General features: G+C 71.3%; 19 protein-coding genes and 1 tRNA gene. 15 read left to right on the top strand and 5 right to left on the bottom strand.

Going from position 1 to position 21,275, the window contains the following annotated elements:
* The 3 genes from BLA60_RS13715 to BLA60_RS13705 are packed head-to-tail and all read left to right on the top strand — an operon-like array spanning position 1 to position 3,805.
* On the top strand, positions 1-1,032 hold the full coding sequence (locus BLA60_RS13715; RefSeq protein ID WP_075133220.1) for an ABC transporter ATP-binding protein: 1,032 nt from the start codon (positions 1-3) through the stop codon (positions 1,030-1,032).
* The gene (locus tag BLA60_RS13710) at positions 1,025-2,032 is read left to right on the top strand and encodes an ABC transporter ATP-binding protein (RefSeq protein ID WP_075133219.1); all 1,008 of its coding nucleotides are present in this window, start codon (positions 1,025-1,027) and stop codon (positions 2,030-2,032) included. The genes BLA60_RS13715 and BLA60_RS13710 overlap by 8 nt, the downstream gene beginning before the upstream one ends.
* A gap of 48 nt (positions 2,033-2,080) precedes the next feature.
* The gene (locus tag BLA60_RS13705; RefSeq protein ID WP_075133218.1) at positions 2,081-3,805 is read left to right on the top strand and encodes a S8 family peptidase; all 1,725 of its coding nucleotides are present in this window, start codon (positions 2,081-2,083) and stop codon (positions 3,803-3,805) included.
* 59 nt (positions 3,806-3,864) lie between these two features.
* Here the strand turns inward: BLA60_RS13705 and BLA60_RS13700 are convergent, their stop codons facing one another.
* Both BLA60_RS13700 and BLA60_RS13695 read right to left on the bottom strand, forming a co-directional pair.
* Positions 3,865-5,553 carry an SdrD B-like domain-containing protein gene (locus tag BLA60_RS13700; protein ID WP_154814329.1) on the bottom strand — a complete coding sequence of 563 codons (1,689 nt, stop codon included), beginning with the start codon at positions 5,551-5,553 and terminating at the stop codon, positions 3,865-3,867.
* A 153-nt stretch (positions 5,554-5,706) separates the two neighbouring features.
* On the bottom strand, positions 5,707-7,176 hold the full coding sequence (locus BLA60_RS13695; protein WP_075133217.1) for a S10 family peptidase: 1,470 nt from the start codon (positions 7,174-7,176) through the stop codon (positions 5,707-5,709).
* Positions 7,177-7,207: 31 nt separating this feature from the next.
* Here BLA60_RS13695 and BLA60_RS13690 point away from each other — a divergent pair, with 31 nt between their 5' ends.
* The 10 genes from BLA60_RS13690 (at position 7,208) to BLA60_RS13645 (ending at position 14,979) form a co-directional block, all read left to right on the top strand.
* On the top strand, positions 7,208-7,894 hold the full coding sequence (locus tag BLA60_RS13690) for a uracil-DNA glycosylase (protein WP_084734896.1): 687 nt from the start codon (positions 7,208-7,210) through the stop codon (positions 7,892-7,894).
* A 33-nt stretch (positions 7,895-7,927) separates the two neighbouring features.
* Positions 7,928-8,605, top strand: a complete 678-nt coding sequence (locus BLA60_RS13685) for a DUF4129 domain-containing protein (protein ID WP_075133215.1) — start codon at positions 7,928-7,930, stop codon at positions 8,603-8,605.
* Positions 8,602-9,066, top strand: coding sequence for a hypothetical protein (locus BLA60_RS13680; RefSeq protein ID WP_075133214.1), 465 nt, complete (start codon positions 8,602-8,604; stop codon positions 9,064-9,066). The genes BLA60_RS13685 and BLA60_RS13680 overlap by 4 nt, the downstream gene beginning before the upstream one ends.
* Positions 9,063-10,037, top strand: coding sequence for an AAA family ATPase (locus tag BLA60_RS13675; protein WP_075133213.1), 975 nt, complete (start codon positions 9,063-9,065; stop codon positions 10,035-10,037). Before BLA60_RS13680 ends, BLA60_RS13675 begins: the two co-directional genes overlap by 4 nt.
* A complete protein-coding gene (locus BLA60_RS13670) occupies positions 10,034-11,398 on the top strand; it encodes a DUF58 domain-containing protein (RefSeq protein WP_245811967.1) in 1,365 nt (454 codons plus the stop codon). Before BLA60_RS13675 ends, BLA60_RS13670 begins: the two co-directional genes overlap by 4 nt.
* Positions 11,395-11,997, top strand: a complete 603-nt coding sequence (locus BLA60_RS13665) for a hypothetical protein (RefSeq protein WP_075133212.1) — start codon at positions 11,395-11,397, stop codon at positions 11,995-11,997. Before BLA60_RS13670 ends, BLA60_RS13665 begins: the two co-directional genes overlap by 4 nt.
* The gene (locus BLA60_RS13660) at positions 11,967-13,286 is read left to right on the top strand and encodes an NAD(P)/FAD-dependent oxidoreductase (protein ID WP_075133211.1); all 1,320 of its coding nucleotides are present in this window, start codon (positions 11,967-11,969) and stop codon (positions 13,284-13,286) included. Before BLA60_RS13665 ends, BLA60_RS13660 begins: the two co-directional genes overlap by 31 nt.
* A 147-nt stretch (positions 13,287-13,433) precedes the next feature.
* Positions 13,434-13,507: transfer RNA gene (locus BLA60_RS13655), tRNA-Leu, on the top strand.
* 223 nt (positions 13,508-13,730) lie between these two features.
* Complete coding sequence (locus BLA60_RS13650) at positions 13,731-14,528, top strand: alpha/beta fold hydrolase (RefSeq protein WP_075133210.1); 798 nt, start codon at positions 13,731-13,733, stop codon at positions 14,526-14,528.
* A 34-nt stretch (positions 14,529-14,562) separates the two neighbouring features.
* Positions 14,563-14,979, top strand: a complete 417-nt coding sequence (locus BLA60_RS13645; RefSeq protein WP_075133209.1) for a PPOX class F420-dependent oxidoreductase — start codon at positions 14,563-14,565, stop codon at positions 14,977-14,979.
* A gap of 9 nt (positions 14,980-14,988) precedes the next feature.
* On the opposite strand, the gene BLA60_RS13640 is transcribed toward BLA60_RS13645, so the two are convergent.
* Both BLA60_RS13640 and BLA60_RS13635 read right to left on the bottom strand, forming a co-directional pair.
* Complete coding sequence (locus BLA60_RS13640; protein ID WP_075133208.1) at positions 14,989-15,852, bottom strand: coiled-coil domain-containing protein; 864 nt, start codon at positions 15,850-15,852, stop codon at positions 14,989-14,991.
* A gap of 73 nt (positions 15,853-15,925) precedes the next feature.
* The gene (locus BLA60_RS13635; RefSeq protein ID WP_075133207.1) at positions 15,926-17,920 is read right to left on the bottom strand and encodes an SDR family oxidoreductase; all 1,995 of its coding nucleotides are present in this window, start codon (positions 17,918-17,920) and stop codon (positions 15,926-15,928) included.
* A 64-nt stretch (positions 17,921-17,984) separates the two neighbouring features.
* On the opposite strand from BLA60_RS13635, the gene BLA60_RS13630 reads away from it, so the two are divergent.
* A complete protein-coding gene (locus BLA60_RS13630) occupies positions 17,985-18,914 on the top strand; it encodes a phosphotransferase (protein ID WP_075133206.1) in 930 nt (309 codons plus the stop codon).
* A gap of 64 nt (positions 18,915-18,978) precedes the next feature.
* Here the strand turns inward: BLA60_RS13630 and BLA60_RS13625 are convergent, their stop codons facing one another.
* Positions 18,979-20,118, bottom strand: a complete 1,140-nt coding sequence (locus BLA60_RS13625) for a polysaccharide deacetylase family protein (RefSeq protein ID WP_075133205.1) — start codon at positions 20,116-20,118, stop codon at positions 18,979-18,981.
* Positions 20,119-20,419: 301 nt separating this feature from the next.
* On the opposite strand from BLA60_RS13625, the gene BLA60_RS13620 reads away from it, so the two are divergent.
* Positions 20,420-21,223, top strand: coding sequence for a Bax inhibitor-1/YccA family protein (locus BLA60_RS13620; RefSeq protein ID WP_075133204.1), 804 nt, complete (start codon positions 20,420-20,422; stop codon positions 21,221-21,223).
* Positions 21,224-21,275 lie beyond the last annotated feature (52 nt).

Genomic DNA, 21,275 nt, shown 5'->3' with positions numbered 1-21,275 from the left:
ATGTCGGCACAGTCCATAGGTGAGACCGAGGACACCGGGGTCGTACCGGACGCGCCCCTGCTCGAGGTGGACGACCTGTACGTCGAGTTCCGCACCCGGGACGGGGTGGCCAAGGTACTCAACGGGGTCAGCTACCACGTCGACGCCGGGGAGACCCTCGCGGTGCTCGGCGAGTCCGGCTCCGGCAAGAGCGTGACGGCCCAGGCGGTCATGGGCATCCTCGACGAGCCGCCGGCGGCGGTGACCGGCGGCGAGATCCGCTACCACGGCGAGGACCTGCTGAAGGTCTCCGCCCAGCGGCGTTCCGACGTGCGCGCCGAGGGCATCGCGATGATCTTCCAGGACGCGTTGTCGGCGCTGAACCCCGTCTACACCGTGGGGTTCCAGATCGAGGAGCAGCTGCGGGTGCGGCTGGGGATGTCCCGCCAGGAGGCCCGCAAGCGCGCGATCGCGCTGCTGGACCTGGTGCGCATCCCCAACGCGGCCCGCCGGGTGCGCCAGTACCCGCACGAGTTCTCCGGGGGGATGCGCCAGCGCGCGATGATCGCGATGTCGCTGGCACTGGACCCGGAGGTGCTGATCGCCGACGAGCCGACCACGGCGCTGGACGTCACCGTGCAGGCCCAGATCATGGACCTGCTCAAGGAGATCCAGACCGAGCGGCGGATGGGGCTGATCCTGATCACCCACGACCTCGGCGTGGTCGCCGAGGTCGCCGACCGGATCGCGGTGATGTACGCGGGGCGGATCGTCGAGTACGCCGACGCCGTGTCGCTCTACCGCAGGCCCGGTCACCCGTACACCGCGGCGCTGATGGAGTCGCTGCCCCGGCTCGACCTCAAGGGCCACGAGCTCAAGACGATCAAGGGCCTGCCGCCGAGCCTGCTGGCCATCCCACCGGGTTGTCCGTTCCACCCCCGGTGCGCGATGGCGCAGGACCGGTGCCGGACCGAGGTTCCGGCCGAGTATCGGCTGGGCCTTGGCCGGACGAGCAGGTGTCACTTCGCGGAGGAGATGGTCGGCGGTGTCTGAGGCGGGAGAGCCGATCCTGGAGGTCGTCGACCTGGTCAAGCACTTCCCGGTCCGGGTCGGCGTGCTGTTCAAGCACACCGTCGGCCAGGTCAGGGCGGTGGACGGGGTGTCGTTCGACCTGCGGCGCGGCGAGACCCTGGGCGTGGTCGGCGAGTCCGGCTGCGGCAAGTCGACGCTGGCCCAGGTGCTGATGCGGCTGGAGCCGCCGACCAGTGGGACGGCGAAGTTCCAGGGCCGCGACATCTTCCGGATGCGCGGCAGCGAACTGCGCAAGCTGCGGCGCAGCATCCAGATCGTGTTGCAGGACCCGTACACCTCGCTGAACCCGAGGATGACCGTCGGCGACATCATCGGCGAGCCGTTCGAGATCCACCCGGAGGTCGCGCCCAAGGGTGAGCGGGCGACGCGGGTGCGGGAGCTGCTGGAGGTGGTCGGGCTCAACCCCGAGCACATCAACCGCTACCCGCACCAGTTCTCCGGCGGCCAGCGCCAGCGCATCGGCATCGCCCGCGCGCTCGCGCTCAAGCCCGAGGTGATCATCTGCGACGAGCCGGTGTCCGCTTTGGACGTCTCGATCCAGGCGCAGGTGATGAACCTGCTGGGCGATCTGCAGAACGAGTTCGGGCTGTCCTACGTGTTCATCGCGCACGACCTGTCGGTGGTGCGGCACCTGTCCGACCGGGTGGCCGTGATGTACCTCGGCAAGGTCGTCGAGATCGGCACCGAGGAGGAGATCTACACCCGGCCCACCCACCCGTACACCCAGGCGTTGCTCTCGGCGGTCCCGGTGGCTGATCCCACCCTGCGTGGACAGCGGCAGGTCATCCGCCTGGAGGGTGACGTGCCGAGCCCGGTCGACCCGCCGTCGGGGTGTCGGTTCCGCACGAGGTGTTGGAAGGCGCAGGATATCTGCGCCGAGGAGGAGCCTGAGTTGACGGTGCGCACGGGTGGACAGCTCAGCGCGTGCCACTTCGCGCAGGAGAAGTCGGTAGTGCCCTGATCGGGGCCATGGGGCAGTCAGGCATCAGGTAGCGAGGAGGAAAACCGCGTGAAACGCAGGACAGTGTTGGCGTTGCTCGCCGTGCCGGTGTTCGCCGGTGTCACGGCGGTGGCGACGCCGACGGCCGTCGCCCAGCCGGAGCTGAGCGGCAAGGTGGTCGAGTACAACGTGCTCGCCGCCGACGGTTCGAGTGTGGCGCAGGTGCAGAGTGCGGTGCGCGCGGCCGGCGGGAAGGTGTTGCGCAGCAACGCCGCCGCCGGGCTGCTGACCGTCTCCGCGCCGGAGAACGGGTTCACCCAGCGGCTCGCGTCCACCCAGGACGTTCTGGCCGCCAGCCGGGTCGCGGTCGTCGGCAAGGCCCCCTCCGGCCGCCAGGCGCCGAAGGACTCGGTGGTGGAGAAGGAGAACCGGAAGGGCGCGACCGGCAAGGCGCGCTCGGCCAAGGCCGCCAAGAAGACCGGTATGGACCCGCTGGACTCGCAGCTGTGGGGCCTGACCTCGGTGCGTTCGGACATGGCGCGCACCGAGCAGCCGGGCAACCGCAAGGTCAAGGTCGGCGTGCTGGACACCGGCGTCGACGGCAGCCACCCGGACATCGCGCCGAACTTCGACGCCGCGCTGTCGCGCAACTTCACCCGGGACATGCCCTACGACGAGAACGGCGAGGAGGTTGACGGGCCGTGTGAGTTCCGCGGCTGTGTCGACCCGGCCAACTGGGACGACGGCGGCCACGGCACGCACGTCGCCGGCACCATCGCCGCGGCGGCCAACGGCATGGGCGTGTCCGGTGTCGCGCCGAACGTGAGCATCGTGAACATCCGTGGCGGCCAGGACTCCGGCTACTTCTTCCTGCAGCCGGTCGTCGACGCGCTGACCTACGCCGGTGACTCCGGCCTGGACGTGGTCAACATGTCCTTCTACGTCGACCCGTGGCGCTACAACTGCCTGGACAACCCGGCCGACAGCCCCGAGCAGGCCGCCCAGCAGCGCACCATCATCACGGCGATGACCCGGGCGATGAGCTACGCGCACAGCAAGGGCGTCACCCAGATCGTGTCGCTGGGCAACGGCCACGAGGACACCGGCGACCCGCAGGACGACCTGGGCAGCCCGAACTTCCCGGCCGGCAACGCGCACCCGCGTGTGATCGACAACGACACCTGCAAGTCGATGCCGGTGGACGGCCCGAACGCGATCACTGTCGCGGCCTTCGGCCCGTCGCAGGCCAAGGCGGACTACTCCAGCTACGGCACCGAGCAGACCTCGGTGTCCGCGCCGGGCGGCTACTTCCGCGACTACTTCGGCACGCCGTGGTTCGGCGCCAACGAGAACCTGATCCTCTCGACGTACCCGAAGAACGTCGCCATCGCCGAGGGTGCCGTCGACGCCGACGGGAACATCACCCCCGACGGTGAGGCGGCGGGCGTGCAGAAGGACTGCAAGGCCGGCGTCTGCGGGTACTACCAGTTCCTGCAGGGCACCTCGATGGCCTCGCCGCACGCCTCCGGTGTGGCGGCGCTGATCGTCAGCGAGTTCGGCAAGTACCAGGGCCGCAACGTGACGATGAAGCCGGCGAAGGTGCGGGCCGTGCTGGAGGGCACCGCCCACCCGATCGCCTGCCCGGTCCCGCGCACCGTCGACTACCTGGACGAGGGTCGCGACGCGAGCTACACGGCGACGTGCGATGGCACGCCGGAGTACAACGGGTTCTACGGCAACGGCGGCGTCGACGCCTGGGCCGCGGTGACCCGTGGTGGTCAGTTCCTCCGCTGAGTTTCCTGGCAGACAATGGGGCCCCGCGCCAGCCGGCGCGGGGCCCCGTTGTCGTTGGGTCAGCTGGCGCGGCGGCGGGTCAGGCGGATGCCCGCGATGCCGACGGTCAGCGCGCCGAGCCCGAACACCAGCAGGCCGCCGACGTTCGCGCCGGTGGAGGCCAGGCCGGCCGGGGCGGGTCGCGGCCGGGGAGCCGGGGCGGCGTCGCAGTCCCGGGGCTGGGCTGGGAGCTTCGGCGCGGCCGAGGACGACCCCGGGGCGACCGACAGCCCCAGCCTGGAGGTCGCGTCGGCCTGCACCCCGAGCCGGGTCGGGTTCTGGCCCGACACCGTCCAGCCCTTCGGCGGGAAGATGTACAGCTGGTGCTCGCCGGCCGGGACCTCGGTGAAGGTGAACCGGCCCTGGGCGTCGCTGGTGGTGGTGCCCAGGATCGGGCAGCGGTCGTCGGTGACCAGCACCAGCCGCACGCCCGCGACACCCTGCTCGCCGTGGCGGACGTCGCCGGTGACGGTGCCCAGGCCGCCGGGCACCCGCGCCCAGTCGCCGTCGCTGGGGTTGTCGCCCTCGACCCCCGGGTAGGAGAAGTCGCAGGCCACGGTGACCCTGCCGGTGCCGAAGGCGGCCTGCGGGACCGTCTCGGTCACGGTGAGGTCGAGCGTTGACCGGGCGGGGATGGTGACGCCGTCCCCGGTGAGCGCGCCCCAGCCGGCGGTCCGGCCGGTGAGGGAGTGGCTGTTGCCGGCCCGGTTGCAGTTGGCGACGATGCCCACGAGGTCCCGGCCGCTCCGGTTGACCAGCGAGATCCGCACCGACGCCAGGTCACCCGGCCGGTAGGTGTCCTGGGTGAACTCCAGGGAGACCGACAGCCCGGTCAGCGGGCGGGTGGCCCGCAGCAGCAGGTCGTCGTTCTCCTCCGCGACGGTCACCATGCGGTAACCGATCTGCCAGCCGTCGGGGGCCTGCGCGGACAGGAACATCCGCACGGTCGGCAGGCCGGCGAGGCTGAACGAGCCGTCCGCGCCGGTGGTCGTGGTGTACAGGTCGTCGTTGACGTAGGAGTTCGACAGGGTCACCGTGACCCCGGCGAGGGCTTCGCCGGCGTCGAACCGGGCGTTGCCGTTCTCGTCGCCGTAGGCGATGCCGCCGAGGCGGCCGTAGGTCGGGGTGATCGGCACCTCGTGGTGGAACTCGCCGAGCTGGTCCCCGCCGCCGGACGGGAACAGGATGCCGTCCAGCACGCCGACGGTGGCGCCGGCGATGGCGGACCGGCCGGTCACGGTGACCGCGACGCTGCCGCCGGCCGGGATGTCGACGCCGTCGGTGAACCGGCCCCAGCTCTCGTAGTCGGTGCTGATCCGGTTCTCACCGGACCAGGGTTGCCAGACCGAGACGCCCTGGGGCGCCGTTCCGTGGTTGACCACCTCGAACCGGATGGACATGGTCTCGCCGGTGCGGTAGCGGTCCTGGTCGAAGTCGACCCGGACCTCCAGGTCGGCGGCCTGCTTCGGCGCGGGCGCGGCCGGCGCGCTCGTCGTCGGCTCCGGGGACTCGGACGTGGTGCCCGGCGGAGTCGACGTGTCGGTCGTCCCGGGCGGTGTCTGGGTCTCGGTCGGTGTGGTGGTCTCGGTTGGTGTGGTGGTCTCGGTCGGTGTCGGCTCGGCGGTCGCCGTGGCGACCGCCGGACCGAGCCCGATGGCCGCCGCGACGGCGACCAGGCCGATTCTGGACAGGGAGGAACCCCAGGACATCCTGTACCCCCAGGAAGTCAGGGCGGACGTACCCGGGCCTGCGGTCCCCGCGCCACGGTGGCGGCACGGGTACGCGAGCCGCCGGTCGTGTGTCGGTGAACGCTAACGTTCACCGGGCCGACGGCGGAACGACCGTGACCCGATCGTGAGCATTCACCGGTGGGACGCCGACTCGACGAACGCCCCGAGGTCGGCCGCCTGCCGGATCCGCGACGGCTCGTGCACGTACATCATGTGTCCCGCCTCGTAGTAGGCGCCCTCGATGTTGGCCCGCAGCTCGTCGGGGATGCGCAGGTGGGCCAGGGTGTGCTCGGCGGCGTAGTAGGGGGTCGCGCCGTCGTGGTAGCCGTAGGCGACGTGCACCCGCAGGTGCGGGTTGGCGCGCATGGCGGCGGCCAGCCGGTCGGTGACGGTCACCGGCGAGTTCTCGAACTCCTTGTAGGACCAGGCCTGGTGCGCCGAGGAGCTGAGGACCTCGTAGGGAAGGTCGTTGGGGTAGTCGAGTTCGGCGTGCAGGTAGTGGTTGAGCGCGGCGGTGTAGGCGCCCATGATCGCCGAGGAGGACGGGTCGTCGTCCATGTGTTCCAGGCCGGAGTCTGCGGTCCAGCCGGTGAACCGGCCGTCGAGGCGCCCGACGACCAGGCGGCGGTGGCGCAACAGTTCGGTGTAGAACCGGACGTGCTCGATCCGCAGGTCCACTCTGTCCACGTAGTCGGCAGACAGCCCGGTCAGCTCGGCGATCCTGGCCACCGTCCGCTCACGATCCTCAGTGGACAGACGGCTGCCTCGGCTGAGCGCCAGCGGGTAGTCGGCGGCGGCGAACTCCTCGGCCTCGTCGAGCACCTCGCGCAGCGGGCGGTCGCCGTGCAGACCGTGGTAGTGGGCGATGGCCGCGTAGGTCGGCAGGAACAGCGGGTAGGGCAGGTCGTTGCCGTCGGTGAAGTTCAGCGTGGCGAAGTCCAGCACCGCGGAGATCAGCATGATCCCGTTGAGGTACAGGCCGTACCGCGTCTGCAGGTGGTTGGCCAGTGCGCTGGCCCGGGTGGTGCCGTAGGACTCGCCGGCGAGGAACTTCGGCGAGAGCCACCGGCCGTTGCGCGTGGTCCACAGCCGGATCACCTCGCCGACCGACTCCAGGTCGCCCTGGAACCCGAGGAACTCGCCCGGCTTCTCGCCGTGCGCGGCCCGCGAGTACCCGGTGGCGACCGGGTCGATGAACACGAGGTCACTGTGCCGCAGCAGGGTTTCGGCGTTGTCGACGATCCCGTACGGCGGCGGTGCCAGCTCCCCGGCGTCGCCGGAGACCACGCGCCGTGGCCCGAGCAGCCCCAGGTGCAGCCACACGCTGGAGGACCCCGGCCCGCCGTTGAACGCGAACGTCACCGGTCGCGTCGTCGGGTCCGCACCGTCCACTGTGTACGCGGTGAGGAAGACCTCGGCCTTGGGCAGGTGCCCGTCGAACCGGCCGTCGGTGATCACCTCCCGGCGCAGCACGATCCGGCCGGCGGTGGCCGTGTAGTTCAGTTTCCGGCGCTTGATCGTGATGCTGTGCGAGGTGGAAACCAGGTCGTCGGTCGGCTCGGCTGGCCTGGTCTCGGCGGGCGTCTGGGGATCGGCATCCATGGGTCGGCACGATACGTGTTGAATCGGGGTCGTGTCGGAGTTGGTTTCCCTGGATCGCGCGGTCACCGAGTGTCGCCGCTGCCCTCGCCTGGTCGAGTGGCGGGAGGAGGTGGCCCGAGTGAAGCGCGCCGCTTTCGCTGACCAGACGTACTGGGGTCGCCCCGTCCCGGGCTTCGGCCCACCCGATGCGGCGATGGCGATCGTCGGCCTGGCTCCCGCCGCCCACGGCGCCAACCGCACCGGCCGCATGTTCACCGGCGACCGCTCCGGCGACGTGCTCTACGCCGCCCTGTACGAAGTGGGCCTCGCCTCCCAGCCGACGGCCACGAGCATCGACGACGGCCTGGAGCTCCACGGCGTGCGCGTGACGGCCCCGGTCAAGTGCGCGCCACCGCGGAACAAGCCCACGCCCCAGGAACGCGACAACTGCCGCCCCTGGCTGGCCCGCGAACTGGAACTGCTGGCCCCGACGCTGCGGTCGATCGTGGTGCTGGGCGCGTTCGGCTGGCAGGCCCTGCTTCCCGTGCTGGCCGCCGCCGGCTGGACCATCCCGAAACCCCGACCCAGGTTCGGCCACGGTGTCCGCGTCGACCTCGACGGGCTGTCCCTGTTCGGCTGCTTCCACGTCAGCCAACAGAACACCTTCACCGGACGACTGACCCCGGCGATGGTCGAGAACGTTCTCCGCGACGCCAAGCACGCCGCCGGCCTTCCCTAGCTCTCGGCCATGAACTCGGGCATCCTGGGGGCGATGAGGGGGTATCGAGTTCCAGCGCTGGTCGTCGTCTGCGGCCTGCTGCTGCTCGCCGTCATCTCCGCCAGGGGACTGACCGCCATCCCCACCGACCCCCGCGACCCCGAGCGCGTCGAGGCGCCGACGACCACCCGGGACCTCCCCACCTCCACCGAGACCTTCCGTCCCCCCAAGGACATCCCCGCGGACTCCGGCGCCGCCGAGACCGCGGCGGTCCTCACCCTGAGCGTGGTCGTGCTCCTGATCGTCGCCGGCCTGGCCCTGCTGGTCCTGCGTGCCCTGCCCCGCCGCCGCCCCGCCCCGGCGCCGGCCGGCGAACCGGTCTCCGGCGAGGTCGTCCGAACCCGCCTGCGCGAGGCCGCGGAACTGGCCCACCACCACCTGACCACCCGCCGGGCCGACACCCCGCCCGACGACGCCGTCATCGCCGCCTGGCTGGCCCTGGAGAAAGCCGCAGAACACGAGGGCGCGGTCCGCGGCCCCAGCCAGACCTCCACCGAGTTCACCGCGCTGCTGCTGGCCACCCTGACCCCCGACGAGACGGCCCTCAACCACCTGCGCACCCTCTACCAACGCGCGCGGTTCTCCCCGACCCCCACCCTCACCCCGGACGACGTCGACGCCGCCGGCAGGGCACTGGAACAGGTCCTCCACGACCTGCGGACCCCCACATGAGCCGGTTACGGGCGGGACTGTTGGGGGCCTTCGTCGCGTTGCTGGTCGTGGTCGGGGCGCATTTCGCGGCCGGGATGCCGGTGGTGTGGGCGGTGCTGGTGGCGTTGCCGGTGGGTGCGGTGGCGGTGGTCGTGGCCCTGGTGTCCGACGTGTTCGATGTGGACTGGACGCCCGAGCCGGATCGGCCGGGCGCCGGGGTCAGCCTGCACGCCGCGTCGCTGGCCGGCCGGCTCGCCCAGGCTGCGGGGGACCGCCACCGGTTCGACACCCGGATCCGCCCCCGGTTGCGGCGGATCGCGCTGGACATGGTGCGGCGCAAGGAGAACATCGACGACCTGGACGACCCCCTGGCGCGGGAGGTGCTCGGCGCGGACCTGCACGACCTGCTGACCGCGCCCGACGCCCGGCTACCGCACCCGACGACGTTCGCCGCCATGATGCGGCGGTTGGAGGAGACATGACCGTTCCGTCCACAGTGGACATCGAGCGCGCGGCGGCGGGGGTGCTGGACGCCGTCGGCTCGGTGGTCGTCGGTCGGGAGCGGACGGTCCGGCTGGCGATGGCGGCCGTGCTCGCCGGCGGCCACGTGCTGTTCGAGGACGTGCCAGGCCTGGGCAAGACGCTCATGGCCCGCGGCCTCGCCCAGGCACTGGGCCTGGACTTCCGCCGCGTCCAGTGCACCCCCGACCTCCAGCCAGCCGACGTCACCGGCTCGTTCGTCTACGACCCGACCGAGCGCGACTTCAGCTTCCGCCCCGGCCCGGTGTTCACCGGCCTGCTGCTCGCCGACGAGATCAACCGCACGCCGCCCAAGACCCAGGCCGCGCTGCTGGAGGCCATGCAGGAACGCCAGGTCACCGTCGAGGGCCGGACCTTCCCGCTGACCAGGCCGTTCCACGTGCTGGCCACCGCCAACCCGATCGAGTACGAGGGCACCTACCCGCTGCCCGAGGCCCAGCTGGACCGCTTCCTGCTGCGCCTGGACGTCGGCTACCCGCCGCCCGACGAGGAGGCCGAGGTCCTGCGCCGCCGCCTGGCCCGCCGCCAGGAGGACGTCGACCTCGAACCCGTCATCGACGCCACCCGGCTGGCGTCCCTGCAGGCCGGCCTGGAACACGTCCCGGTCGACGACGACGTCCTGCGCTACTGCGTGGACCTGACCAGCGCGACCCGAGCCCACCGCCTGGTCGAGGTCGGTGCGTCCCCCCGGGGTTCCCAGGCGTTGCTGCTGGTCGCCCGGGCACTGGCCGTCCTGGCCGGCCGCGACTACGTGCTGCCAGAGGACGTCAAGGACTGCGCCGTCCCCGCCCTGGCCCACCGCCTCACGCTGCGCGCCGAAACCTGGAGCACCGGCCTCACCGGCGAACAGGTGGTCACCGAACTCCTCGACACCGTCCCCGGCCCCACCACCACCCGCTCGGCCGTCCCGTGACCGCTCCCGGCGCGCGCGTGCGCCAGTGGCTGGTCGGCCGGCGCCTGGTTCGGCACACGGGCTGGCGGCCGACGGACACACTGGTCAGGGCACTGGGCGCCGGTTTCGCGCTGGTCGTGGCCGGGACCGTGTTGCACCAGCTTCCGCTCGTCCTCATCGGTGTGCCGCTGCTCGTCAGTGGGCTGATCACACCCCGCCCGTCGGGCAGCCCCACCGTCACGCCGGTCCGGCACGCGGAGACGGTCGACTCCGGGGGCACCGGAACCGTCACCGTCGAGGTCCGGCCCGGTGACGGGGCGGCGTTCACGGCCGTCCGGCTGCCGGTCACCGGGCGTTCCGGTGTCGGGCCGGTGCATCTGCTGCCGGCCGCCGCCGGGGCGTTGCGGGCGCGGATCCGCTGGGGGCACTGGGGGAGGTCGGAGTACCTGCGGGCCGACCACCTCCTGGCCAGCGACGACGGGCTGTTCGTGTACGGGCCGGTCGTCGGGCGCGTCGCGCAGCACACGGTGCTGCCCCCGATCGAGCCGCTGCCGGGGGCCTCGTTGCCGCCGCGCGCGGCCGGGCTGGTCGGGGCGCACCGGTCGCGGCGGCCGGGCGACGGCATGGAACTGCGCGACATCCGACCCTTCCAGCAGGGCGACCGGCTGCGGCGGATCGACTGGCGGGTCTCGCTGCGGGCCGCCGCCGCCCGGGGCGGCGCGCTGGTCCCCGGCACCCTGCACGTCCGCGAGCGGTACGCCGAGGCCGACGCCGACCTGGTCCTCGCCCTGGACACCACCGTCGACGTGGACACCGATCTCGCGCGCTGGTCGGAGCTCGGGCAGCGGCCGGACGCGCGACGGGGCGGCAGTCTCGACCTCGGTGTGCGGGCGGCGGCCTCGCTGGCCGCGGCGTTCCTGCGGCAGGGCGACCGGGTCAGCTACGTCGACCTGGTCAACGCCCGGCTCGGGGTGCCGGTCGGGTCGGGGCGCCGGCAGCTGGAGCTGGTCCGGCACGCCCTGGTCCGCTCCGGCGAGCGGGTCACCGGCGGCGGCGAGCCGGTGCTGCGCGCCGGGCAGGTGCCGCTGGGCGCGACGGTCATCGTGCTCTCCCCGTTCCTGGTCGACTCCCTGGTCGACCTCACCGCCAGGGCCGCCCGGCGCGGCAACCTGGTGATCGCGATCGACGTCCTGCCCGAGGGCCTGCTGGCCGACACCGCGACGCCGTGGGGCGACGCGGTGCGCACGATCCTGCTGGCCGAGCAGCGGATGCGCCTGGCCGCCCTCGCCGACCAGGGCGTCCTGGTCCTGCGCCGCGACGCCGCCGCGTCGATCGGCCTGCTCCGCCGGCACCGGGAAGCCCGCCGGGGAGTCCGCCGGTGAACCCGCCGATGAACCCCCCGGTGCCCGTCGGACGGGGTGTGTCGGCGTGGTGGCTGCGGGTGGCGGTCGCGGTCAGCGGGGCGGCGATCCTGGGGATCCCGCTGCTGGAACGTCCGGTGGTCGGCCTGGCGGTGCTCGTCGGCCTGGCCGTGGCCGGGTCGGTGTACGCGCCGGCCTCCCCGGCGCCGGCGGCGGCGATCGTCGGCGCCGCCGTGACGGTCGTGCTCTCCGGCGACGACCCGCTGCGCCCGGCGGTCCTCGCGATGATTCCGGCCGTGCACCTGTTCCACGTCAGCTGCGGCCTGGCCGGGATACTCCCGGTGCACGGCCGGCTGCACCTGGTGGCCCTGCGCCGCCCGGCGCTGCGGGTGCTGGCCGTGCAGGGTGTGACGTTCGTCCTGGCAGGGGTCGCCGCGGTCCTGCCGACGGGTCGTGTTCCGGTCGTGGTGGAGGTGTTCGCGCTGGTCGGGCTGGTGGTGATCGCGCTGGTGGCGCTGGGTCCGTGGCGCGAGCATGCTCACACCCGGGGCGACGGGCGTTCGGCCGGCCCGGGTGCCACCATGGAAGCATGGGGCGAGGGAAGACGAAGCGGATCCTGATCCTCGGCGGAGGCTACGTCGGGCTGTACACGGCGCTCGGGTTGCAGCGCAAACTGCGCGGCGGCGAGGCGTCCGTGACCGTCATCGACCCGCAGCCACACATGACCTACCAGCCGTTCCTGCCGGAGGCGGCGGCCGGCGCGATCGAACCACGGCACGTGGTGGTGCCACTGCGCAAGACGCTCAAGCGCTGCCACGTGCTGACCGCCAGGGTCACCGGCATCGACCACGCCGCGCGCACGGTCGCCATCGAGGCGCCCGACGGCCACCGCGAGACGGTCGAGTACGACGTGCTGGTCGTGGCGCTCGGGTCGGTGGCCAGGCTGATGCCCATTCCCGGGCTGGCCGAGCAGGGCATCTCGTTCAAGACGATCGGCGAGGCGATCTTCCTGCGCAACCACGTGATGTCCAGGCTGGACGCGGCGAGCAGCACGGTCGACCCGGAGCTGCGGCGCAAGTACCTGACGTTCACGTTCGTCGGCGGCGGGTTCGCCGGCATCGAGGCGCTGGCCGAGCTGGAGGACATGGCGCGTTTCGCCACGCGCTACTACGACAACATCGAGCCGGCGGACCTGCGCTGGGTGCTGGTGGAGGCGGCCGGGCGGATCCTGCCGGAGGTGCGGGAGAGCCTGGGCGTGTACACGGTGCTGCAACTGGAGCGGCGCGGCATCGAGGTGTACCTGTCCACTCTGGCCAAGTCGTTCGAGGACGGGCACGTGATGCTCTCGGACGGCACCGAGTTCGACAGCGACACGATCGTCTGGACCGCGGGCGTGAAGGCCAACCCGGTGCTCGCGTCCTCGGACCTGCCCACCGACGACCGCGGCCGCCTGCGGGCGACGGCGACGTTGCGGGTCGAGGACGTGCCGGACGCGTGGACCGCCGGTGACATCGCGGCGGTGCCGGACCTGTCGCGCACCGAGGAGGACCCGGGCGCGCTGTGCGCGCCGAACGCCCAGCACGCGGTGCGGCAGGCGAACCTGCTGGCCAGGAACATCATCGCGGTGCTGCGCGACCAGGAGCCCAAGCCGTACTACCACGAGAACGTCGGCTCGGTGGCGAGTCTTGGCCTGCACAAGGGTGTGGCGGACGTCTACAACCGCAAGGCCAAGGGTTTCCTCGCCTGGGCGATGCACCGCGGGTACCACGTGGCCAGGGTGCCGACGTTCAACCGAAAATTCCGGGTAGTAGCCGACTGGTTACTGAGTGGCCTCTTACGGCGTGAGGTCATCTCGATGGGCCAGATCAACAATCCGCGGGCCGAGTTCGACCGGGTGTCCAAGGGCTAATTCCGGGTTACGGGTCTCCAGGCGCACCCGGTAGCCTTACCGAACCCTGTCGTGGTAGAGCTAAATGGCGTATCCACGATTGGGCCAGCGGACCCAAGTTCGCGAAAACCCGTTCGTGGCCAGGTGATCGCGCTCTAGGCTGCGGCTGCCCCCGTAGCCCAACTGGCAGAGGCAGCCCCCTTAAAAGGGGTGGAGTGCCGGTTCGAATCCGGTCGGGGGCACAGAGAGCTGCTAATTGTCTGTGATCACTTCGCGACTGTTCGCACTTGATTTGATACGCAGCGTGGCGACATTTCGGACGCCATTAGCCGGCATTTACGGCGCGCCCCCGAAGCACCTTCGGGGGCGCGCCGCTGACCAGCGGGAACCATGCGCATGGTGTGCAGGCGTGGAGTTATGTGTGAATCGCGGTAACATGTAGCCTCCGGACGAGAGGCGGCACGCATGGCCATCGAGATCGCATACGACCGTCGGGGGACCGGGGAGCCGCTGGTGCTGCTGCACGGCATCGGCCACCGCTGGCAGGCGTGGCAGCCCGTGCTCGACCGGCTGGCCACCGACCACGACGTGATCGCCGTCGACCTGCCCGGCTTCGGAGCGTCGCCCGCGTTACCCCCCGGCCGGGGCTACGACATGCCCGCCGCCGTCGAAACCATCGCCGAGTTCTTCACCGAACTGGGCCTGGACCGCCCCCACGTCGCCGGCAACTCCCTGGGCGGTGTCCTGAGCCTGGAGCTGGCCTCCCGCGACCTGGTCAGGTCGGCGACGGCACTGTCCCCCGGCGGCTTCTGGACCCCCCGCGACCGGGCATGGGCCCTGCGCGTCCTGACGATGATTCGACGCGGCGGCACACTCCCCGGCGGCACCCGCCTGCTCCACTGGAAGTACCCCAGACTGGCCGGCGCCAGCCTGCTCTACGGCCACCCGTCGAAGATGTCCGAGGAGACGATGCTGGCCGACCTGGCGTCGATGGTCGCGTCCCCGGCGTTCGACGAGGTCGCCGACGCGGCCCGCGACTACGTCTATGACAGCCCGCAACCCACGGTCCCCGTGACGGTCGCGTGGGGCACCCGCGACCGGATCCTGTGGCCCCGCCAGGCCGCCAGGGCGGCGGAGCTGTTACCCCGGGCCCGACACGTGTGGCTCCACCGCTGCGGCCACGTCCCGATGGTCGACGAGCCGGAGCAGGTGGCCTCCCTGATCCTCGCGACCTGCGCCCGCGCTTCGGTGACGCCGGCTTGACCTCCACCATGCCGCATGTCGGACAATCACCGACATGGAAGATCGCCTACTGAAGGTACTGGCCGACAACCGCCACGGCGTGGTGGTGGCGCTCAAGCGTGACGGTCGCCCGCAGCTGTCGAACGTCAGCTACACCTACGACCAGGACACCCGCCGCATCCGCGTCTCCATCCGGGACGGCCTGGCCAAAACCGCCAACCTCCGCCGCGACCCGCGCGTGAGCCTGTACGCCACCGCCCCCGACTTCCGCGCCTACGTGGTCGCCGAGGGCGACGCCACCCTCAGCCCCGTGGCCGCCGCCCCCGACGACCCCGTGGTCACCGAACTGATCGACCTCTACACCGCCATCGCCGGCCCCCACCCCGACTGGGACGACTACCGAACCGCGATGGTCCGCGAGAACCGCATCGTCCTGACCATCCAGGTGAACCGCGTCTACGGCATGGCCTAGCGGAGTCGGTCAACGCTTGGCGGGAGACCTCTGGCCCCGCTGAGGAGGGACCTCCTCCTCAGCGGCGTCCGTCCCCCCGTCCCGATCAGCCGGATCCAGGATCGACGCACTCCGCTCCACCAGGTCCCGGGTCTCCCGCAGATGCTCGGACAGCTGGTTGCGAATCCCGGTCAACCGGTTGACCTGCTCGGTCACCGCGTCGACCCGCCGCGCGGCCTCCTCGTCCGCCGCCCGCAGTTTCTCGGCGATCTCGTTGTCGCACGCCGCCCGTCGCTGCGCGAGCTCACGCTCCAGCGACTCCCGTTTGGCCGCCATCAGCTCGGTGAACTCGCGGTCGATGGTGATCCGGTCGCGTTCGGCCTCGTCGTCGAGTTCGCGGCGGCGGCGTTGGGCGACGGTGGTCAACTCCTCGGCCTGGGTGTGGGCCGAGTGCATGATCGACTGGTGGGTCTCGCGCAGTTCCCGGTGCTGGCTCTCCAGTTCGCCCAACAGCGTCTGGTAGCGCTCGCGCAGCGCGGCCGACGCCTGCTCGGCCGCCGACCAGGTGTCCTCGGCCGCCGCCTTGGCGCGGGCGGTGACGTCGGCGGCCTGTGACCTCGCGATCTCCAGGGTGCGTGCGGCGTCGGCGCCGTCAGGGGAGCCGAGGGAGTCGAGGCGTTCGGTCAGGGCGGAGATCTCCCGCCGGGCGATCTCCAGTTCGCCCTGGAGCTCGGCGGTCTGGGCCCGCGCCTCGGCGCGATCGGCCTCGGCCTGGTCGGTGCGCGCGGCGAGGCCGGTGAGGTGTTGGCGGACGGCGGACCGGTCGAAGCCATGGCGCACCACGGCGAAGGTCACGTCCGCGGTGGCCGGATCACGATCATCGACGGTGCCCATGGTGGTGACCGTACTCGGCCCGCCACCGGTCGCAACAGTTCGGATTCACCCTAAAAGTCCACAGTAGACAGGTTTACCAGTGGAAGCCTCGGGTGAGGCGGGCGAGTGCGGTGGCCGCCGCGCCGAGGTGCCGATCGCCCTTTCCCAGCTTCACCCGGCCGGTACCGCCGGCGGCCGTGGAGTCGGGAAAGATCCGGTAACCCTGGTAGGCGATGGCGTCGACGAGCCCGGGCGCGACGGTGTACGCGGCGGAGATCAACTGCCCGGTCGGCGTGCCGACGTGCTTGGGTCGCCGCCGCAGCGCGGCCATCACCAGCTCGGCGGCCTGCTCCGGCGACCTGGCGGGGAACGCGTCGTAGAGCGTGGTGGGGCGGATCATCGGGGTGCGCACCAGCGGCATGTGCACGGTGGTGAACGTGATCCCGGCCCCGTGGGTCTCGGCGGCGACGATCCGGCTGAAGTAGTCCAGCGCGGCCTTGGACGCGACATAGGCGGAGAACCGGGGCGCGATGCCCTGCACCCCGATCGACGACACGTTCACCACGTGCCCGAACCGCCGTTCGATCATGTGCGGCAGCAGCGCGAGGATCATCCGCACCGCGCCGAAGTAGTTGATGGCCATCGCGCGCTCGTAGTCGTGCATCCGGTCGTAGGACAGCTGGACGGAACGTCGGATCGACCGGCCGGCGTTGTTGACCAGCATGTCCACGGCGGGCTGTTCGACCAGCATCCGTTCGACGGTCTTGGTCACCGACTCGTCGTCGGTGAGGTCGCACGGGTACTCGAACGCCTGCCCGCCGGCGGCGACGATCTCCGCCCGCACCCGCGCCAGTTCCTCGGCGCGGCGCGCCACCAGCAGCGGCACCCCACCGGCGGCCGCGACCTGGAACGCGGTGGCCCGGCCGATGCCCGACGACGCCCCGGTGATCACCACCCGCCGGCCGTCGAGCGACCCGCGCCGGCTGTCGCGGCGGGCGCGGAACGGGTCGAGGTGCTCCCGCCAGTAGCGCCACAGCACGGCGGCGTACTCGTCGAGCGGCGGCACGGCGACACCGGAGCCGGCCAGCGCGAGGCGGGTCCCGGTGGCGTCGAACCGGGGGTGGAAGGTCAGCGTCGACAGCACGATCGGCGGGATGCCGAGCCGGTCGAGCACCGCGTCCCTGGCGATCGTCACGCCCGGGACGTGTTCGGCCAGGCGCGCCAGCCCGACCAGCGGCCCGGTGAGCCGACGGTCGAGCTCGGCGGTCGCCACCGGCGCCCCGGCGGCCCTGGCGAACGCGTCGTACACCGCCCGCACCGGCTGCGGTTCGGGGTTGACCAGGTGGAACGCCCGCCCGTCCAGCCCCGGTGTGCTGATCAGCGCCGCCATGGCGGCGGCGACGTAGTCGACCGGCACGATGTTGGTGTCCCCGATGTCGGGGAACACGAACGGCACCCCCGGCAGCCGCGCGAGCCGACTCAACGCGGCGAAGAAGTAGTAGGGCCCGTCGACCTTGTCCATCTCCCCGGTCACCGAGTCCCCGACGACGACCGACGGCCGGTACACCCGCCACGGCACGTCGGTCTGGGTGCGGACCAGCCGCTCGGACTCGAACTTCGTCCGGTGGTAGGCGGTGACCAGCCGTTGCCCGGCGTCGAACATGTCCTCGGTGAACCGCCCCCGGTGGTCCCCGGCGACCGCCACGGACGACACGTGGTGCAGACACCCGGCCCCGACGGTCGCCGCGAGGTCGATGACGTGCCGTGTCCCGTCGACGTTCGCGGCGATGCTCACGTCGTCGTCGGCCGCGATGTCGTAGAGCGCGGCCAGGTGGACGAGGTGGTCGACGACCCCGGTCAGCTCCGTCAGCCGTTCCTCGTCGACCCCGGCGTTGGGCTGGCGGACGTCCCCGGTCAGCGGTGAGATCAACTCGACGTTGGGCCAGGCGAGGGCGGCGTCGGCCAGGCGTTCCCGTGACCGTTCCCTGACCAGCAGCCAGACCCGTTCGGTGTCCGCCCTGGCCAGCAACTCCCCGACGACGCGCCGACCGATGAGCCCGGTGGCCCCGGTGACGAGGTAGGTGGTCACGACGTCGTCCCCTCCCGTCGGAAAACCCGGTGCACAGCATGGCACGGCACCTCACAATCGGCCCGTGATACAGGGCGAGGGCGGCAACCGGCTCCACTGGGACCAACTGCCCGCACACGTACGGACGGCGATCAGCGACGCCGCCGGCGGCGAGGTCGTCGAGGCCCGCACCCAACCAGGCGGTTTCTCCCCGGGCCTGGCCGCCCGCCTGACCCTGGCCAACGGCGAACGGGTGTTCGCCAAGGCGGCCACCGCCACCCACAACGCCGACACGGTGGCACTGCACCGCAGGGAGGCGCGGACAGCCGCCACCCTGCCCGCGTCGACCCCGGCCCCCCGACTCCTGTGGTCGGCCACCCTGCCCGACGCCTGGACGGCCCTGCTGTTCACCGACGTCGACGGCAGCCACCCCGCTCTCCCGTGGCAGGAGCGGGAGTGGACGCGGGTCCACCAGGCGGTGGTCACCCTCGGCCACGTCCCGGCCCCACCGTCGCTGCCGCCCCTCTCTCCCTGCGCAGGCTGGCAGTTCCTGCTCGACTCCCCGGAGCTGGTCCGCCACCTCCCACCCTGGCCCCGGGAGAACCTGACCCGCCTGGCCACCCTGGAACAGCGCTGGGAGGACGCCACCCAGGGCCACCACCTGGTCCACGGCGACCTGCGCGCCGACAACATCCTCATCACCGCGGACAGGGTCGTCTTCGTCGACTGGCCCCACGCCGGCACCGGTCAGCCCTGGCTGGACCTGCTGTTCATGCTGCCCTGCCTGGCCCTGCAGGGTGGCCCGGAACCGGCGGACGTCTGGCGAACCTCTCCACTGGCGGCGACCGCCGACCCCGACGCCGTGACCGTCGCCCTGGCGGGCCTGGCCGGAATGTTCAGCTACTACGGCCTCCTGCCGGACCCTCCGGGAATTCCCACGGTAAGAGAATTCCAACGCCGCCAGGCGACAGTGGCGACAACCTGGCTGAGATCCCGCCTCACCACAACCCCGTGACCACGACCGTGAAGGCAGCGCGAACCGGGCCGTGGCTTGGCAACGCGGCCATGGCCTGGCGAAACTAACTGACCTGGGCGGCGGGCATGGACTGGAAACGGGACAACACAGCGGGATCCTGGAGCGACATCCACTCGACGACCTGCGAATAGGTGGCGCACACGGTCTCGTCCCGCCCGCAAACCTCCCCCATGAACCGCTCGGTGGCCATACTGAACGCCCCGCCGGACCAGTCGTTGAAATGCGTTCCCACGGTCAACGGCGCCCGATTGGTGTTCCGGGCGGCCTGATAGGCCGCCCGGTAGGTGTCCAACGTGATCTCAGTGAACTCGGCGTCCCGGGAGGGTTCCTCCCTGGCCCCGTTCATCGCGTACCACAGGTTGTAGTCCTGCATCACCACCGACTGTCCGTCCAGTCCGGGCACCCGCACCTCCGGCACCGGGAAGATCCAGATCCCCTTCTCCAGTGACGGCCACACGATCCCCTCGGAGGTCCGGCTGGAGTCGTAGGTCAATCCGTGGGCGGCCATGGCGGGCGCGAGGGCGGGGAACGACCCTTCGAGGCAGGGCGCCCGCCCGCCGCGGATCTCGTTCTCGGCGATGCGCAGTCCTCGCCCGGCCGCGTCCCGCACGAACCCGAAGAACTGGTCCAGTTCGGACCGCCACTGTTCGGCGGTCCACGTCCCGGCGCTGGGCTCGTTGCCCGCGCAGAAGTGCCCGTTGTAGTGCGTCCCCAGTTCGTGGCCGGCGGCGGTGGCCGCGTTGAGGTCCTCGATCCGCACGCTGACCTGGTCGTCGGACCCGCCGAAGCTGATCGCCGCCCGGCCAGGCGCACGTCCGGGGCCGGTGTACTCGCCGCGCCGGGTGTCGGGCAGCAGGTAGATCCCGGACAGGAACCCGGTGACCTTGGCGCCGGACTTCTCGGCCAGCGGCAGGATCCGTTCCCAGTGCGCGTGTGACCCGGCGCCGTCGAAGGAGAACAGCACGAACTGGGGTGGTTTCTCACCCTCCGCGAGCGGTCGCATCCACGACGGCTTGCTCACGGTGCCCCGCGCGTCGGGCCGGTCGTCGGGCTCGCCGGCGGGGTCGACGGTGCCCAGGCTGACCAGGATCAGGAACGTCACGAGCAGCGCGACCCCGAGCGTGATCGACTCCCAGCGGCGTCGCGGGCGAGGGTCCCAGTCACGCTCTGTCGCCGTGCTCATCCGTAACCTCCCGCCACCGGGTGGGCGGTGTAGCCGTCTGTGATCGCTCTGAGTAGAGGTTAGGGGAGGGTAGTAGCCGGATCGTGGGACGCGCGGCCGGGTGCGTGGTCACGATTTCGGGCGAGATACCGCCGATCGGTGCCCGAAACGTCTACTCTTGGCCAGGCCGCGAACGGGTTGGCCCCGGGGGCCGGGTAACGATGCGGCATCGGCGAGTAAAGTCCGTTTTACCCACCGGGAACTGGCCGGCATGGTTGGTCGTTGAATCCGGTGCAGGAGCCATCAGGCCCAGGAGGAACAGGTGCGTTCTACCAGTAATCCCGCGTTCCGGAACTTGCCGCAGGGCGGGTTCGGCGGCGGCTACGCGGGCTTCCAGACCCAGCCGCAGGCGGACACGTCGGGATACGGGGGCTATCCGGCGCCGCCGACCACCGGTGACCGCCCCATGACCGTGGACGACGTGGTCACCAAGACCGCGATGACCCTGGGCCTCGCCCTCATCACCGGCATCATCACGGCCGTCGCCGTGCTCAGCGAGTCCATCAGCCCGTGGCCGCCGATGATCGGCGGGATGATCGTCGGCCTGGTCCTGTCGCTGGTCATCATCTTCAAGAAGACCCCGAACGCCGCCCTCGTGCTCGCCTACTCGGCCGCCGAGGGTGTGTTCCTCGGCGCCATCACCGGCGTGTTCGAGATGTTCGTCGAGGGCATCGCCCTGCAGGCCATCCTGGGCACTGCCCTGGTGTTCATCACCATGCTCGTGGTCTACAAGACCGGCGCGGTCAAGGTCACCCCGAAGCTGACCAAGTGGATCATCGGCGCCACCGTCGGTGCCGCCGGCCTGATGCTGATCAACCTGATCATGTCGATGCTGGGTGTCAACATGGGCATCCGTGACGGTGGCGCGCTGGCGATCATCATCAGCATCGTGTTCATCGGTATCGCCGCGTTCAACTTCCTGCTCGACTTCGACATGGCGGACCAGATGATCCGCACCGGCACCCCGTCGAAGTTCGCCTGGTACATCGCGTTCGGCCTGATGACCACGCTCGTCTGGCTCTACCTGGAGATCCTGCGCCTGCTGTACTACTTGCAGAGCGAGTGACGATCGCAACCAGAACAACCCCGCGAACGGGCGTCCGGCCACCGGCCGGGCG

The organism is Actinophytocola xinjiangensis (assembly GCF_001921215.1).
Classification (GTDB): domain Bacteria; phylum Actinomycetota; class Actinomycetes; order Mycobacteriales; family Pseudonocardiaceae; genus Actinophytocola; species Actinophytocola xinjiangensis.
The sequence above is the reverse complement of the archived record's forward strand: the minus strand, read 5'-3'. Positions and strand labels throughout refer to the sequence as shown.

Coding starts and splice junctions, on each gene's coding strand:
- BLA60_RS13715 (WP_075133220.1), top strand. CDS start 1: ATGTCGGCACAGTCCATAGGTGAGACCGAGGACACCGGGGTCGTACCG.
- BLA60_RS13700 (WP_154814329.1), bottom strand. CDS start 5,553: ATGTCCTGGGGTTCCTCCCTGTCCAGAATCGGCCTGGTCGCCGTCGCG.
- BLA60_RS13695 (WP_075133217.1), bottom strand. CDS start 7,176: ATGGATGCCGATCCCCAGACGCCCGCCGAGACCAGGCCAGCCGAGCCG.
- BLA60_RS13685 (WP_075133215.1), top strand. CDS start 7,928: ATGAGGGGGTATCGAGTTCCAGCGCTGGTCGTCGTCTGCGGCCTGCTG.
- BLA60_RS13680 (WP_075133214.1), top strand. CDS start 8,602: ATGAGCCGGTTACGGGCGGGACTGTTGGGGGCCTTCGTCGCGTTGCTG.
- BLA60_RS13675 (WP_075133213.1), top strand. CDS start 9,063: ATGACCGTTCCGTCCACAGTGGACATCGAGCGCGCGGCGGCGGGGGTG.
- BLA60_RS13660 (WP_075133211.1), top strand. CDS start 11,967: ATGGGGCGAGGGAAGACGAAGCGGATCCTGATCCTCGGCGGAGGCTAC.
- BLA60_RS13650 (WP_075133210.1), top strand. CDS start 13,731: ATGGCCATCGAGATCGCATACGACCGTCGGGGGACCGGGGAGCCGCTG.
- BLA60_RS13645 (WP_075133209.1), top strand. CDS start 14,563: ATGGAAGATCGCCTACTGAAGGTACTGGCCGACAACCGCCACGGCGTG.
- BLA60_RS13640 (WP_075133208.1), bottom strand. CDS start 15,852: ATGGGCACCGTCGATGATCGTGATCCGGCCACCGCGGACGTGACCTTC.
- BLA60_RS13625 (WP_075133205.1), bottom strand. CDS start 20,118: ATGAGCACGGCGACAGAGCGTGACTGGGACCCTCGCCCGCGACGCCGC.